This window comes from Phaeodactylibacter xiamenensis (genome assembly GCF_000759025.1).
In the GTDB taxonomy this organism is placed as follows: Bacteria; Bacteroidota; Bacteroidia; order Chitinophagales; family Saprospiraceae; genus Phaeodactylibacter; species Phaeodactylibacter xiamenensis.
Genome location: NZ_JPOS01000018.1, coordinates 200,303 through 214,853 on the forward strand (window position 1 = coordinate 200,303; position 14,551 = coordinate 214,853).

The 14,551-nt window shown below is 49.4% G+C and carries 13 protein-coding genes and 1 tRNA gene; 9 read left to right on the forward strand and 5 right to left on the reverse strand.

What is annotated here, in order from left to right; genetic code table 11:
- Positions 1-5: 5 nt before the first annotated feature.
- Genes IX84_RS07585 through IX84_RS30795 form a run of 3 tightly spaced genes read left to right on the forward strand, consistent with a single transcriptional unit; the run spans position 6 to position 3,970 of the window.
- On the forward strand, positions 6-1,085 hold the full coding sequence (locus IX84_RS07585) for an AAA family ATPase (protein WP_044218264.1): 1,080 nt from the start codon (positions 6-8) through the stop codon (positions 1,083-1,085).
- Between the two features lie 11 nt (positions 1,086-1,096).
- The gene (locus IX84_RS07590) at positions 1,097-2,707 is read left to right on the forward strand and encodes a type I restriction-modification system subunit M (protein WP_044218266.1); all 1,611 of its coding nucleotides are present in this window, start codon (positions 1,097-1,099) and stop codon (positions 2,705-2,707) included.
- A gap of 36 nt (positions 2,708-2,743) precedes the next feature.
- Positions 2,744-3,970, forward strand: coding sequence for a PDDEXK-like family protein (locus IX84_RS30795; RefSeq protein WP_052515855.1), 1,227 nt, complete (start codon positions 2,744-2,746; stop codon positions 3,968-3,970).
- 73 nt (positions 3,971-4,043) lie between these two features.
- On the opposite strand, the gene IX84_RS07600 is transcribed toward IX84_RS30795, so the two are convergent.
- The 4 genes from IX84_RS07600 to IX84_RS07615 form a co-directional block, all read right to left on the reverse strand.
- Positions 4,044-4,766 carry a hypothetical protein gene (locus IX84_RS07600; protein ID WP_052515856.1) on the reverse strand — a complete coding sequence of 241 codons (723 nt, stop codon included), beginning with the start codon at positions 4,764-4,766 and terminating at the stop codon, positions 4,044-4,046.
- 103 nt (positions 4,767-4,869) lie between these two features.
- Positions 4,870-5,703, reverse strand: coding sequence for a hypothetical protein (locus IX84_RS07605; protein WP_044218268.1), 834 nt, complete (start codon positions 5,701-5,703; stop codon positions 4,870-4,872).
- 6 nt (positions 5,704-5,709) lie between these two features.
- Positions 5,710-6,954, reverse strand: a complete 1,245-nt coding sequence (locus IX84_RS07610) for a site-specific integrase (protein WP_081968659.1) — start codon at positions 6,952-6,954, stop codon at positions 5,710-5,712.
- Between the two features lie 209 nt (positions 6,955-7,163).
- Positions 7,164-7,237: transfer RNA gene (locus IX84_RS07615), tRNA-Asp, on the reverse strand.
- A gap of 298 nt (positions 7,238-7,535) precedes the next feature.
- Between IX84_RS07615 and IX84_RS07620 the strand changes: the two genes are divergently transcribed.
- The 4 genes from IX84_RS07620 (at position 7,536) to IX84_RS07635 (ending at position 11,974) form a co-directional block, all read left to right on the forward strand.
- Positions 7,536-8,507 carry an acetyl-CoA carboxylase carboxyltransferase subunit alpha gene (locus IX84_RS07620; protein WP_044218273.1) on the forward strand — a complete coding sequence of 324 codons (972 nt, stop codon included), beginning with the start codon at positions 7,536-7,538 and terminating at the stop codon, positions 8,505-8,507.
- 39 nt (positions 8,508-8,546) lie between these two features.
- A complete protein-coding gene (locus IX84_RS07625) occupies positions 8,547-9,101 on the forward strand; it encodes a DUF6913 domain-containing protein (protein WP_152604955.1) in 555 nt (184 codons plus the stop codon).
- Positions 9,079-9,975 (forward strand): 4-hydroxy-tetrahydrodipicolinate synthase, encoded by an 897-nt coding sequence (gene dapA / locus IX84_RS07630; protein ID WP_044218279.1) that lies wholly within the window; start codon positions 9,079-9,081, stop codon positions 9,973-9,975. The genes IX84_RS07625 and dapA overlap by 23 nt, the downstream gene beginning before the upstream one ends.
- A gap of 67 nt (positions 9,976-10,042) precedes the next feature.
- Complete coding sequence (locus IX84_RS07635; protein WP_044218281.1) at positions 10,043-11,974, forward strand: OmpA family protein; 1,932 nt, start codon at positions 10,043-10,045, stop codon at positions 11,972-11,974.
- Between the two features lie 201 nt (positions 11,975-12,175).
- Here the strand turns inward: IX84_RS07635 and IX84_RS07640 are convergent, their stop codons facing one another.
- Positions 12,176-12,592, reverse strand: coding sequence for a molybdenum cofactor biosynthesis protein MoaE (locus IX84_RS07640; protein WP_044218283.1), 417 nt, complete (start codon positions 12,590-12,592; stop codon positions 12,176-12,178).
- A gap of 217 nt (positions 12,593-12,809) precedes the next feature.
- Here IX84_RS07640 and IX84_RS07645 point away from each other — a divergent pair, with 217 nt between their 5' ends.
- Together IX84_RS07645 and IX84_RS07650 are read left to right on the forward strand one after the other, a co-directional pair.
- Positions 12,810-13,355: an RNA 2'-phosphotransferase gene (locus tag IX84_RS07645; protein WP_044218284.1), complete on the forward strand. Its 546-nt coding sequence runs from the start codon at positions 12,810-12,812 to the stop codon at positions 13,353-13,355.
- 101 nt (positions 13,356-13,456) lie between these two features.
- Positions 13,457-14,545, forward strand: a complete 1,089-nt coding sequence (locus IX84_RS07650; RefSeq protein ID WP_044218286.1) for an efflux RND transporter periplasmic adaptor subunit — start codon at positions 13,457-13,459, stop codon at positions 14,543-14,545.
- The last annotated feature ends 6 nt before the right edge of the window (positions 14,546-14,551 follow it).

The window sequence follows — 14,551 nt, forward strand, 5'->3', positions numbered from 1 at the left end:
CTTGTATGAGTAAAAAGCGGAAAATTCATAACTACAAGACGCTCCAAAAGGTCGCTATCAGATTGAGGTCCGATTTAAACGACCATCATTTTGTCCTCCTATATGCTCACAATGGGACAGGAAAGACCCGGCTTTCCATGGAATTTAAGGATAGAGCCAAAAAAAGAAGGCAAGACCCGGGGGCAGATACGTTGTACTACAATGCCTTCACTGAAGACCTCTTCCACTGGAACAATGACCTGGAGAATGATTCGGAGAGGCATCTAATCATCAATAGCGATTCGCAGTTTCTTCAGGGGTTCAAAGAGTTAGCCCTTGAAGAAAAGATTTTCTCCTTTCTGGAAAGATATGCAGGATTCGACTTTCGGATCAATTATGATGACTGGACCATCAGCTTCAATAAAGGAGAAGAAACCGGGATAAAGATTTCCCGGGGAGAGGAAAATATTTTTATCTGGTGCATTTTCCTGGCTATTGCCGAGCTGGCCATTGATGATGACGGTACTGGTTCTTATAACTTTGTTAGGTACATCTACATTGATGACCCCATTTCATCGCTCGATGATAATAATGCCATTGCTGTAGCTAGTGATCTGGCAAAGCTTCTCAGAAGAGGGAAAGACAAAATTAAGTTTGTGATTTCTTCTCATCACTCTTTGTTCTTCAATGTCATGTACAACGAGCTCAGAAAGCTTAGTAACAAATGCTACTTCCTCAACAAAGACAATGATGGTGGCTATAATCTGCAAGCGACTGACGACACTCCATTTTTTCATCATGTTGCTTTGTTAAGTGAACTGCAAAAGGCCTCTGACACCAATCAAATCAACACCTATCACTTCAACATACTGCGCAGTGTGCTAGAGAAGACAGCAGTATTTTTTGGCTACAGCGATTTTTCGGCCTGCCTGACTGAATTTGATGACGATTTGCTGTACTCCAGAGCACTTAACCTACTGAGTCATGGGAAATATTCTATCTATAACCCGGTTGAGATGAATGACGATAATAAAGACCTGTTCAAACGAATGCTTAAAGCGTTCACTGATCGATACGAATTCCAAATCCCTGAAATATTTGCATAAGAACTGATCGAATGACACAAAAGAGCCAACAACAACTCGGTAAAACCCTCTGGAAAATAGCGGACGAACTGCGGGGCGCCATGAATGCCGACGACTTCCGCGATTACATGCTGTCGTTTCTGTTTCTTCGGTATTTATCCCGCAACTACGAAGAGGCAGCCGAAAAAGAACTCGGGTCTGATTATCCACAACTGGAAGAAGGGGACAATCGTACGCCGATGGGCATTTGGTATGCCAATAATGCAGAAGACGTGCCCATGTTCGAGAAGCAGATGCGGCGCAAGGTACACTACGTCATCGAGCCGCAACACCTATGGAGCAATATCGCAGAGCTTGCCCGTACGCAGAGTGACGACCTCCTTATCACTTTGGAGGAGGGCTTTCGGTACATCGAGAATGAGTCATTCGAAAACTCCTTTCAGGGGCTATTCTCAGAGATCAACCTGAACTCTGAAAAGCTGGGCAAAACCCCAAAGGATAGAAACAAGAAGCTTTGTACCATCATTCAGAAAATCGCGGAAGGCATTGCCGAATTCTCCACAGATACCGACACCCTGGGTGATGCCTATGAATACCTGATCGGCCAATTTGCAGCGGGCTCGGGCAAAAAAGCGGGAGAGTTTTATACGCCTCAGCAAATCTCAACCATCCTTTCCAAGATCGTCATTCTCGACTGCCAGGATCCCAAGAGCGGGCCCAAACCTAAGTTGAATAAGGTTTTTGACTTCGCCTGTGGTTCCGGCTCTTTGCTGCTCAACGTCCGGACGCAACTGCAAGACAGCGGGGGCAGCATCGGCAAAATCTACGGTCAGGAAAACAACATCACCACCTACAACCTGGCGCGGATGAACATGTTGCTCCACGGCATGAAAGATACCGAGTTTGAAATCTTCCATGGCGATACCCTGAGGAATAACTGGGAGGAGCTGAATCAAATGAATCCTGCCAAGAAGCTAGAGTTCGACGCAATCGTAGCCAATCCGCCGTTCAGCCTGCGCTGGACACCTTCAGAAACCACAGGTGAGGATTTTCGCTTTAAGAGCTACGGTCTTGCCCCCAAGTCTGCTGCCGACTTTGCCTTTTTGCTGCATGGTTTCCATTATTTGAGCAATGATGGCACGATGGCGATCATCCTGCCACACGGCGTACTCTTCCGGGGCGGAGCTGAGGAACGGATCCGTACCAAGCTGCTGAAAGACGGCAATATCGACACGGTGATCGGGCTGCCTTCCAACCTGTTTTACTCTACGGGAATCCCCGTGTGCATCCTGGTCTTGAAAAAATGCAAAAGAGAGGATGATGTACTTTTCATCAACGCCAGCGAGCATTTTGTCAAGGGCAAGCGCCAGAATACCCTGAATAAGTCGCACATCAAAAGCATTGTGGAGACTTACAAGCACCGGAAAGAGGAGGAGCGTTATTCCCGTAAGGTGTCCATGAAGGAGATCGAGGAAAATGGCTACAACTTAAACATCACCCGGTACGTGAGCACCGCAGAGCCGGAGAAGCAGATTGATCTGGAGGAGGTAAATAAGGAGCTGGAATCCATCGAAAAGCGTATTAAGAAGCATACCGAGGAGCATAATGCGTTTTTGAGGGAGTTGGGGTTGGGGGAGATATAGGATTTCAATAGGTTTCGAATATTACCAGCTGAAAAGATGGCAGTAAAAAATCTACTTGGGCAGGTTGCCCTCATTGTTGAAAATCAAAAACGAGAAGCCAAACTAAAAGGGGAGACTTTTAATATTTTCTCTATTCTCAAAGCAGAATACAAAGAAAACCAAACGCACTCCAACTTCATCGGAGAACTTCTAAATCCCAATGGGTCGCACCTGATGGGAAGGCGCTTCCTGGTAGCTTTTTTATCCGCCATAGAGCATGATTCGCTGGATCACCAAACTACGAGCGTAACCTTAGAAAAAAGCATCGGAAAAGTTCACATCGACGAGGAAGAACCAGCAAACAGCAGAGGAGGCAGAATAGACATCCTGCTCCAAGACCGTAACAACAACAGCCTTTGCATTGAAAATAAGATCTATGCCCTTGATCAAAAGCATCAAGTGGTTCGGTACCACAACTACAACAAAGGGAAAAATACCGTTTTTTACCTGACCCTTGACGGTAAGGAGACAAGTAAAGAAAGTGCCTGTAATTTGACCCCTGATGAAGACTACAAGGTCATCAGCTACGGGAAACACATAATGGACTGGCTTGAAGAATGCCAACGGATTGCGGTTGATAGCCCCATCCTAAGAGAAAGCATCAATCAGTACAAAATACTAATCAAGAAACTAACGGGAAGAATGGAAAACCGGCATAATGAGCAGCTCATAGATAGCATATTGACCAATTTTGAGGCAGCCAAGACCGTGGCAGATAACATTACCAATGCCAGGAAAAGAGTCTGTAAGCAAGTATTTGATGCTGTGTTTGAAAGGTTGGACGAGAAGTACCGGAATCATCCTACTCTACGTGTAAGGCAAAACAACTCTGTATATGACAAATACACCCAGATTTTCATTTTCGATAACCGTTTGGATAAAGAAAGTACAGCGCTTTATTTCTTTATTAGCTCCTTCAGTGGCGACTCTCCCAATAACGATAATAGACTCTATCTTGGAATCCTGAATCCACCTCCCCATAACTCTGACTTTGCCAAACCCCCGAACACCCTAAGTTTTAATAACTATATCATTAACGAAAAGCAATTAGGCAGTTATAGGGGATACGAACCCAGCTTAGCGGACCATCGTACTATTCAAAAACTGTATACGGATAAGGATTTCAGGCAAGGCTTTATCGACTATGTCGTAGCGGAAGCGTTAGGTTATGTGGAGGAGCAGTATCCTGAGTTGGAGGTGTTTATTGAGAGTAGCAAGGGGTAAAAATGCCCAATAAAAGACCAATTACCCAAGGGGGGATATACTTCCCCAAGGTTTCAAGGGTGTTTATCAATAACTAGGGATAAATCCTTAATATTTGATGTGCATTATTTTTTTTGATGTAGTTGAGGTTTTTGTCGATTGTTTTAGCATGCTTTGATTGCCTAACAATAAGATAAAACCGAATTATCCCTTGTCTGGAGTAAACAATTCTTACGCATGTGTCGGTAATGTCTAAACATTCAGTCAACTGCTTAATTCGTACCTTTATTTGCTCTTTTACGTTACTTCCTCTATTTGCATGTTGATAGATGATGATTGATTTTCCAGCTCGGTAAGCGTCCCGGATTTCGTCAAAATATACGTACTTGATAGCCTTGGGATGTAATTTACCATAAGACTGTACTTCAATTCCATTGTCAGGGTCGTAAAAAATGACATCGCAAGCCTCTAAGGCTTTTAGGCTGTCATCATGCCAGTGAAAACGGCCTATGTTTTTCGGAATTTTTTCAGAGAAAAAAAGCGTCTTAAGGGGTAAGACATGTATATCTTGTAAATGAGAGACACTTCTGTTTTGACTGCTAACGATCTCCTTTAATTTTCGGAAAAGATCTGCGTCCGATTCAAAAAATACGCCTGATTCACTTTGGAGATAATCAACTTGCTTACCATCGTTATTATGTGTCTCGTCTTCAACAAGGCACCAATTGACACCGAGTTGTAAATCATTGCTGCACAGATTTTTTAACAGCAAGTACTTTCCGAAATCTCCGATGTCTCCTACGTAGCGGTTCTGCATTCTATTATTCTCTTTAATCTAAGCTAACAAAACCTAATTCAATACCGCACTTTACACACTTGATCATACTACACCATCTCACCCTGAAGCTACATAAGGGGCTTTATTGCAAGTCCCTATTGGCAATCTTCTCACAATGGTTCGCCAGGATAGAGAGGTACAGAGGGGTATATTTTTCCTGTGGTGGCAAATGCTCTAATGCGTTTGCAAGCTGCCTCTCAACGATTGTTTTGTCCTCCCGGTTGAGCACTCCGGATAAATAGGTTTCATCCAGACGCTGTTTGGAGCCAAAGTAAGCCTTCAGAAATTGCTTGAAGCGGTCCATCCCATCATCAATAAGCCAATGGTAATAAGTACCCCCCAATATATAATCGGTCTTATAGCCGTTGTAATAATCCATTTCATATAAAGAAAGCAGAGCGTAAAGCTCGTGTAGCCTCTTAAAGCCCTCCGAAACACGTTCTTTGAGCTCCAGGATCCTGTCTGGGAAAGCCCATTCCGGATATACTTCGGGTATTTGCCGGGCGCTAAAAAGCTGCTCGAACTCCACTCTTTCTAAATATTCCAGGAGAAACGATAAGTCACTTAACACATTCTTCCTGTAAACCCGGGCACGATCGCCTATTCCGATTACGGTATAATCTTCATTATTGTCGGGGTCTTCGTGCCTGATGATTTTCTCATAAAACTCCAGAGACCGATTAAGGTATTTGGACTGCTCCCTGATTTGAGGAGTCATGTTGTTTTCTTGGAAATTTTCCAGGTCTTCTTCCCTCCACATCAAATAGTGGTCGTTCAATAATACATCTGGGACTTTTGTATTCTGCCGGTTGTAGGTGATCCTCAAATATACTGGGTAGAACCCACTCTCTTCCCGAGAGGCAGTTTTGTGAAGAAATAGCTTGAAGCTGACTTTTCTCGCTTTCTTGGATTTCATACCTGCTTATTTTTCCCAGCGGATCCGCTCTATGACTTCATCCTGAATTTTCTTGCTCATCTTTACGTACTGCATCGTAGTGTCAATCTTGGAATGCCCCATGTAACTTTGTAAGGTGGGAATCGGCACTTTTACGGCCATATTGGTCCCAAAGGAATGCCGCCCGACATGACACGACAGATGCTTATCGAGCCCCGCTACTTCAGCCACTTTTTTGATGTTCTCATTTACAACGGTATTGCTTAACCCCTCAAATAGCGGCTTATTTGGCTTCTTTCCGTATTTTTCCAGACAGGCCTTCATCCATCGTTGCGCCCGGCTTTCTTCTTCGCCCACGAAATGGAAAAATGCGTAAAGTGGGAGGTTAATTTCCTTCTTTTTTCGACGCTGGTTTTTCACCATGAGGGCGCTGTAATAGTAGCCCTTTCTGGTCTTGGTGATGTTCTTAGGCTTCATGGTAACTGCATCACTAAATCGGAGGCCTGTAAATGCCATCACCAGGAAGATATCTCTGGCTTTTTCTTGCTCTTTAGTGATCCTGCTGGTATCCATTTCTTCCAGTAGCTTCAGCTCTTCTAACCGCAGGAAGTCTTTGGGTCTAGGGCTTCCTTTATCGTATTTGAAACGGTTGTAAGGATTGATGCCTGATTTAACGTACCCTTTATTGATCGCTATGTTGATGTACGTCTTAACATGGCGGTGGTACTTGTCGATCGTCGTAAGCTCCTTTTCTTCACCCAGCAGGTATTGATGGAATGCATCCAGAACCTGGTAGTCAAGCTCGTTAAAGGAAACTTCCCCTACTGCTGTCCGCCAGTGATTCAGCGTATTGAGCTGGGTCTGCCTGGTCGCGCTGGAAATTTCCTTCCGTTGCTGAGCAGTCATCCTATAAAAAGCAGTAAAAGAAAGCTTCTGACCACCGGTAGCAGTAAACTGCTCGTGGAATTCCCGGAGCGGCACATGTGCGCCGTGACGCTCATTAACCATGCCAACCTGGTACTCCATAAGCTCGGACAATTTCCGGTTAATGAGGGAATTATAAGCCAGGGCGTTAGGATGGTCTTTGACCTGCCTGCTTTTCTTATCCCATTGATCGGGGCGTACGTAAACCTCAGTGGGGAAATACTTCTGCTGTGGCTTTCCGCTTTCGCTACACTGATAGGCGTAGATCCAGACTACCCCATTGCCATCCTTATTCATGCGCTTCTTGCGCTCTGAGCTATGTATTGCCCGAAAAGAAATAGATTTCATCTGCCATCAATCTTAATTAAGAATCAACTGACAGACGGTGGCCCATCCATACCTTTTTTGGTGCAAATATGAGTGCAAAAATCAAACGTCCTTGTTTGTCCGTATTTGTCCACTCATGTCAAGCCCTAAAATGACAATAGCCCTGATAAAATCAGAGCTATTTGTCTAAACTTGTCATTGATTGACTGTAAAAGTCTCAACAATGTGAGCGGTCCGGACGGGACTCGAACCCGCGACCCCATGCGTGACAGGCATGTATTCTAACCAACTGAACTACCGGACCTTTATTTCTTAATTAAAAGCCGCTTTCGGCTCTTGTTTTTTACTAACCAACGCCGCTACTGCGTCATTGCGAGTGCAAATATAAACGTGTTTTTAATTCGATGCAACCTTTCGCTAAAAAAAAGTGAAAAAAAATATTTCACACTCCGACTCTCTGCCCTTATTGCTACTTTTGTGGTCTCTATGCCCCGGATGAATACCACTTTAGTTGATCAATACGCCAAAGGAGTGACTTACAGGTACACGCATAGCCTTACGGAGAGCACAACTCGTACCCCACTCTAACAAAAACTAGGACTATGGTTTTCCTCGAATTTGAAAAGCCCTTAGAAAGCCTCTACGAACAGCTCGAAAAAATCAAGCAGGTCGGAAAAGAAGGCGATGTCGATGTTTCCGAAATGACGCGCGAGCTGGAAAACAAGATCAAAAATAAACGCAAAGAAATCTACAGCAATCTCACTGGCTGGCAGAAGGTACAACTCTCCCGCCACCCGGAGCGACCTTACACCTTATACTATATTGAGCAGATGTGCCGCAAGTTTGTTGAGCTCCACGGCGACCGCTATTACGCCGATGATAAGGCCATCGTGGGCGGGCTGGGCTCGCTCGACGGCCAAACGGTAGTTATCCTCGGGCATCAAAAGGGGGTGAATACCAAAATGCGGCAGTACCGCAACTTCGGCATGGCTAACCCGGAGGGCTACCGCAAGGCCCTGCGCCTCATGAAACTGGCCGAACGCTTTGGTTACCCCGTAGTTTGTCTGATTGACACCCCGGGTGCCTTCCCTGGACTGGAAGCAGAAGAGCGCGGACAGGCGGAAGCCATAGCCCGCAACCTCTTTGAAATGGCTCAGCTGAAAGTACCCGTGGTTTGTGCGGTCATAGGCGAAGGAGCCTCGGGCGGCGCTATCGGCATAGGGCTGGGCGACCGGGTCTATATGCTTGAGAATACCTGGTACTCTGTGATTTCTCCGGAGTCCTGCTCTTCCATCCTGTGGCGCAGCTGGGACTACAAGGAACAGGCTGCGGAAGCCCTGAAGCTCACCGCCGACCACATGCACGAATTCGGGATCATCGATGGCATCATCAAGGAACCGCTCGGTGGCGCACACTCTGCTCCCGAAGAAATGGCTAAACTCCTCAAGCGCCAAATCAAAAAAGCGATTGCTGAGGTGCAGGACATGACACCGGAAGACCGGATCGATGCCCGCATCAACAAGTACAGTCAGATTGGTGTTTATGAACGGGTGGCTACAGAAGATGCCAAATAGCAGCCAACGACTACCCACCACAAATAAACCACTATGGGTATGCTGAAAAACCTGCGCCTGAAGTTCCACTTCAAGGCTTTACATAATGAACTGAATAACCGCAAACCTTCCAAAGACCGCAGTGCCGTAACCTGGAAAGGAGCGAAATCCATTGGTATCCTGTTTGATGCCAATGAGCCTGACCACCGTAAGCGCATTCTGAAATACGCCGACGAGCTCCGGAAAAAGGACAAACAGGTGCGCCTGCTGGGTTACCTTAGTCAGCAGCAGGAAGGCGAGGAATTCCCGTTCCGCACTTTCTCACCCAAAGACCAGGACTGGCGCTACTGCCCCAGAGGTGAGGAAATAGGCGAATTTATGAGCCAATCCTTCGACCTGCTTTTCTTCCTCGGGCTGCAGAGCACCCTTTGGAGCGAATACGTTGCTGCGCTCTCTAAAGCCAAACTTCGGGTCGGCCCTTCTACAGATCATACTTATGCTTACGACCTCATGATTGAGGTGCCGGAAAAAGCGGGCCTGCCCGCATTTATCACTCAAATGGAAAACCTGCTCGGCAAAACCAATACGCCCTATGAAGCAGCAACTGCAACTTAGTGGCACGGGCGTTGCCCTTGTTACGCCTTTTCGCAATAAAACTATTGACTTTCCCGCCTTGTCCCGCCTGATTGAGCATACCATTCAGGGGGGCGTCGACTTCATCGTCTCCCTTGGTACGACCGGAGAGGCCATCACGCAAAGCCCGGAAGAATGCCGGGAGGTCCTGTCCTTTACCGTCCGCGAAGTCAAGGGCCGTGTGCCCGTAGTAGCGGGGCTCTTTGGTAGCAATTACACCGAAAAACTGGTCAACGCCCTCAAAACATACGACTTTGAAGGCATCGCCGCTATTATGTCGAGCAGCCCGGCCTACAGCAAGCCTTCTCAGGAGGGTATCTATCAGCACTATATGGCTGTGGCGGAGGCTTCACCGGTGCCGGTTATCATTTATAATGTACCGGGGCGGACTTGCTCCAATATTGAGGCGGAGACGACCCTCCGCCTTGCCCACAGCAGCGACCGGTTCCTGGCAGTGAAGGAGGCTTCCGGCGATTTGGCGCAAGCCATTTCCATTCTCAAGGATAAACCAGCGCACTTCCAGGTGTGGTCGGGTGAAGACCCCCTGACCCTCCCCATGATCGCCTGCGGGGCGACCGGGGTGATTTCAGTAATTGCCAATGCTTTTCCCCAGCCATTTTCCAGCATGGTGCGCCACGCGAGAGCAGGTGAACTGCAGGCCGCCCGGAAGTGGAACGACCTCCTGCATGACATCCATCCTTACCTCTACGTGGATGGTAACCCTTCCGGCATCAAAGGGGCATTGGAAATGATCGGCATTTGCAGTAAGGAGACCCGTATCCCACTTGTACCGCTGACGGACCAAACGTATCAGGAACTGCACCGGGTGATTGAAAAAGCAGGGCTGTTGCCCTAATATTTGCAGGGAACCGCACCATACCTTCTTTTACAACGTTAGTAAGTAGAGCCAAAATAATATTTCTATGCGCCTGCTTGTCGCTACCTTGCCGATACTGTTGACCGTCTCCCTCTACGGACAAGACTACCTGACCGTAAAGGACCTGAATAAAAAAGCGGAAAAACAATACGAAACTGCTCAAAGCCACATCAATGCCGGTCAAAATACCGCTGCAATCGAGGTGCTTGACAAGCTTTTGCAAAAGGAGCCCTCCTTCATCGATGGCCACCTCATGCAGGCCGATCTCCACCTCAGGCAGCGCGCTTTCGCAAAAGCAGAATCGGGCTTTGAAACGGCCCTGCGCCTCGACAGTACCTATGCACCACTGGCCTACTACCTGTTAGCCCAAGCCGAGTTTGAACAACAAAAATATGCAGAAGCCCAAACCCACCTGAAGGTCTACTTCGCTACCGGCAAGGTACCCCAAAAGCGCATGACCGAAGCCCGGCAGTTGCTCCGAAGCGCGGAGTTCGCCGCAGAAGCGATTCAAAACCCTGTACCCTTCGCCCCACAACCCCTGCCTGCTACCATCAATACCGACCGGCCCGAGTACCTGCCTTCCATGAATGCCAATGGCGAATTCCTGGTGTACACCACCCGCACCACACCCCGCAACGAAGACATCTTCATCAGCCAGCGGCAGGACTCTACCTGGGGCCCTGGCCAGCCCCTCGACGCCCTCAATACGCCTTTCAACGACAGCAGCCCCAGCCTCTCCGCCGATGGCCGCGCCATGGCTTTTGCCCGCAACGACCGAAGTGGCAATTTTGACCTCTACTATGCCCGTCAGGAGAACGGCACCTGGCAGGATCCCGAACGCCTGCCCGCTCCCGTCAATACCGGAGGGTTCGAATCTCAGCCCGCCCTTTCTTCCGATGGCAACCTGCTGCTGTTTGTGAGTGACCGGGAAGGTGGCTTTGGGCGGCTCGATCTGTGGGCCACCCGCCGCAATCCCGATGGCTCCTGGCGCGACCCGCAAAACCTGGGCGATATGATCAACACGCCTCTCAACGAACAGGCGCCCTTCTTCCACCCCGATGGGCAAACCCTATACTTCATGTCCAAAGGCCACCCGGGCATGGGGCAGTACGACCTTTTCCTCGCCCGCCTCAAACCCGATGGCTCCTGGGGCCGCCCCTACAACCTGGGCTATCCCATCAACACCGCTAATAACGAAGGAGCGCTGATTGTAAGCCTGGACGGCAAAACCGCCTACTTCGATACGGACCAGCTCGGTCCCACAGCCCGCACTCAGGAAATGGGGAATGCAGACCTCTACACCTTCGACCTTTACCCGGATGCCCGCCCACAGCCTGCCACTTACGTGAAAGCTACAGTGCGGGACGCATCAACCAAGCGACCGCTCCGGGCAAAGCTGGAGTTTGTCCGCCTCAACACTCAAAAAACACACCAACAGGGGCTAACCGACGAGCGCGGGCAGTTCCTCGTGGTCTTGCCCATGGGGCAGGACTATGCCCTCAATGTGAGCAGGGAAGGCTACCTCTTCCATTCGGAAAACTTCGCCCTTAGCGAGCTGACAGACCTGACGGAGCCTTACCAACTTATTATCGAACTGCGCCCCGTGCCGGAGACGGATATCTCAGTGGAAAAACCCAGCGCCCCTGTGGTGCTCCGCAATGTATTCTTTGCTTCCGGCTCCGCAGAGCTTAAGCAGGAGTCCATTCCAGAGCTCAACCAGCTCAAGTCTTTCCTGGAGGACAACCCGGAACGGGGCATTATCATCAATGGCCATACCGATAATGTGGGAGAGGAAGCGGACAACCTCGCCCTGTCCGAAGCCCGGGCCAAAGCCGTACGCGACTACCTGGCTTCCCATGGTATCAACCCTATCCGCCTGGGCTACAAAGGCTACGGGGAAAGCCGGCCCATTGCCACCAATGAGACGCCCGAAGGCCGCGCCCTGAACCGGCGTACGGAATTTGAAATTGTAAAGTAAAATAACGGGTAGACGGGTCAGGGACAAACCACAATACCCACCGCCCGCCATAGCCAAGCCAACACCAAAAAACCTATCCACCTGCCACTCCGCCGGAACACCACAATACCAATTCACCAATTCAAGGTTAAGGTTCAAGTGCCAGCCCACGTACCACAACACCATAATACCTATCCCCTTGCCACACCCCGGAATACCCCGCTACGGATGCGCTGCCACCCACACTTCCCCGTCTTCAAAGATTTCCTTCTTCCAGATGGGCACCGTTTGCTTTAGGGTATCAATGGCGAATTCGCAGGCTTCGAAGGAGGCTTTGCGGTGAGGGGTGGAAACAGCAATGATCACGGCAATCTCGCCCAGCTCCAATGTGCCCACCCGGTGATGAAAGGCGATTTTCTCCACCGGCCACCGCGCTTTGGCCTGATCGGCAATTTTCTGCATTTCCTTAATAGCCATAGGCTCGTAGGCCTCAAAGTCGAGGCGGAGCACGCGCTTGCCTTGCGTGTTATCGCGCACCGTACCAATAAATACATCAATAGCGCCGGCGCTGTGGCTACCTACAAAATTAATGCACTGTTGCGGCTGAAGTGGCGTGTGTAGCAATTGTATATCGGTCATAAAACTGCTTTTCTAAGACTACTTTTGAAATTCGCTCCAACAGCAAATTCCAAAAAAGTCTAATCATTTCGGGAACGATTTCACCCTCGTGGGCGGTTCCTTTCCAAAAGTAAGAAAATAATGCCCCAATTTGCCATTAGCGACATACACATACACTCACCGCCTTCAACCTCACCGACCAAACCTTAACTTTCGTAAAAAACCAGGAAACCCGGCCATGACACCTCAGGACTACAAGCAAATCAGCAAAAAACTAAGCCTGCTCCTACGCCATAAACCGGAACTTTACCACCTTGAGCTGGACCCTCAGGGCTGGTGTGGAGTGGACGCTCTGCTCGCCGCCTTCCGTAAAAACGGGCACCCGCTCGACCGGATGACGCTGGAAGCTGTAGTTACTCAAAATGATAAACAGCGCTTTGCCTTTTCCCCGGATGGAACACACATCCGGGCCAATCAGGGGCATTCCGTTGCCGTGCAGCTGGAGTATGCACCTCAGGAACCGCCCGCAGTACTTTTTCACGGGACCGCCACCCGTTTCCTTGGCAGCATCTATGAAAAAGGGCTGCTAAAGCAACAGCGGCATCATGTGCATTTGTCACCAGATATAGAGACCGCCTCAAAAGTGGGCGTCCGGCATGGCAAATTAGCGCTACTGAAGGTCGATTCGGCCCGTATGTTTGCAGAAGGGTATTCGTTTTTTTGTTCAGAAAATGGGGTGTGGCTTACGGAACAGGTGCCGCCTGCTTACATACAACCTGCGTAATCTCCCGCACCTCCACAACTAATACTACGGGGAATGGGTTAACCTAAAACAACTTAACACATTGTGCTGAAAAGGCACAACCCTAAGAATGCCCTGTTGCTATGTCAAGAAAAGCCACCCGCATCGCGGCCCTGCTGGCCATCGCCCTGTTAGCCGCCTTATTTTTCTTTTTCCAGGACGACATCCTGGGTAAAGATCAACCTCAAAAAACAGTTGCTGCTGAAACTGCGGCCCAACCGGAAGCCCCCCCTCAGACTCCGGTTGAAGCGATGGTCACGCAGGCAACCTCGCTGCGCGACGCCATTTCCGTCAACGGTTCTACCGTGCCCAACGAAGAGGTCGCCATCACCTCAGAAGTCGCTGGCAAAATCATCAGTATCAACTTTCGGGAAGGAGACTATGCCAAAGCCGGGCAGGTGCTGGTACAATTAGATGACGATGAGCTGCAGGCCGAGCGCAAACGCCTCGTCGTCCAACGGCAACTGAACGAGAAAATCGCCGAGCGCCTCAAAGCCCTCTACAACAAAGAAGGCGTAAGCTTACAGGAATACGAAGTGGCCGCTGCTGAAGTCGAAAAAACAGAGGCCGATATAGCCCTGGTCGATGCGCAGCTGAGGAAACGGGTGGTCCGTGCGCCTTTCGCAGGGCGCCTTGGCCTGCGGATGGTTTCTGAAGGCAGCTATCTCTCGCCGGGTACACCTATTGTCAGCCTGGTGAGCATTAATCCCATAAAGTTGGAGTTTGATGTGCCGGAGAAATACAGCCGGTCCATCGAAACCGGCGGCCGGGTGGACTTCCGCCTCGATGGCAAAGCGGATAGCTTTCAGGCTACCGTTATCGCCAAAGAGCCAAATATTGACCCGGAGACCCGCACCCTGCGCTTCAAAGCCCAAGCCCCCAACCCGGGCGGGCGTATCCTGCCGGGCGCTTTTGCGGATGTGAAGGTGGAACTCGAAGAATACGCCGGCACTATCCTGGTGCCCACACAGGCGATTGTCCCGGAGCTCAACGACAAAAAGGTATTCCGCTATGAGAATGGCAAGGCGCAGCCGGTCGTCGTAACCACCGGCATCCGGCAGGAACGAAACATTCAAATCCTGGAGGGGCTGAACGCTGGTGATACCATCATTACCACAGGGTTGCTCCAGATTCAGCCCGGCGCGCCAGTCCGCATTTCCAAGCTAAACTAAACGCAC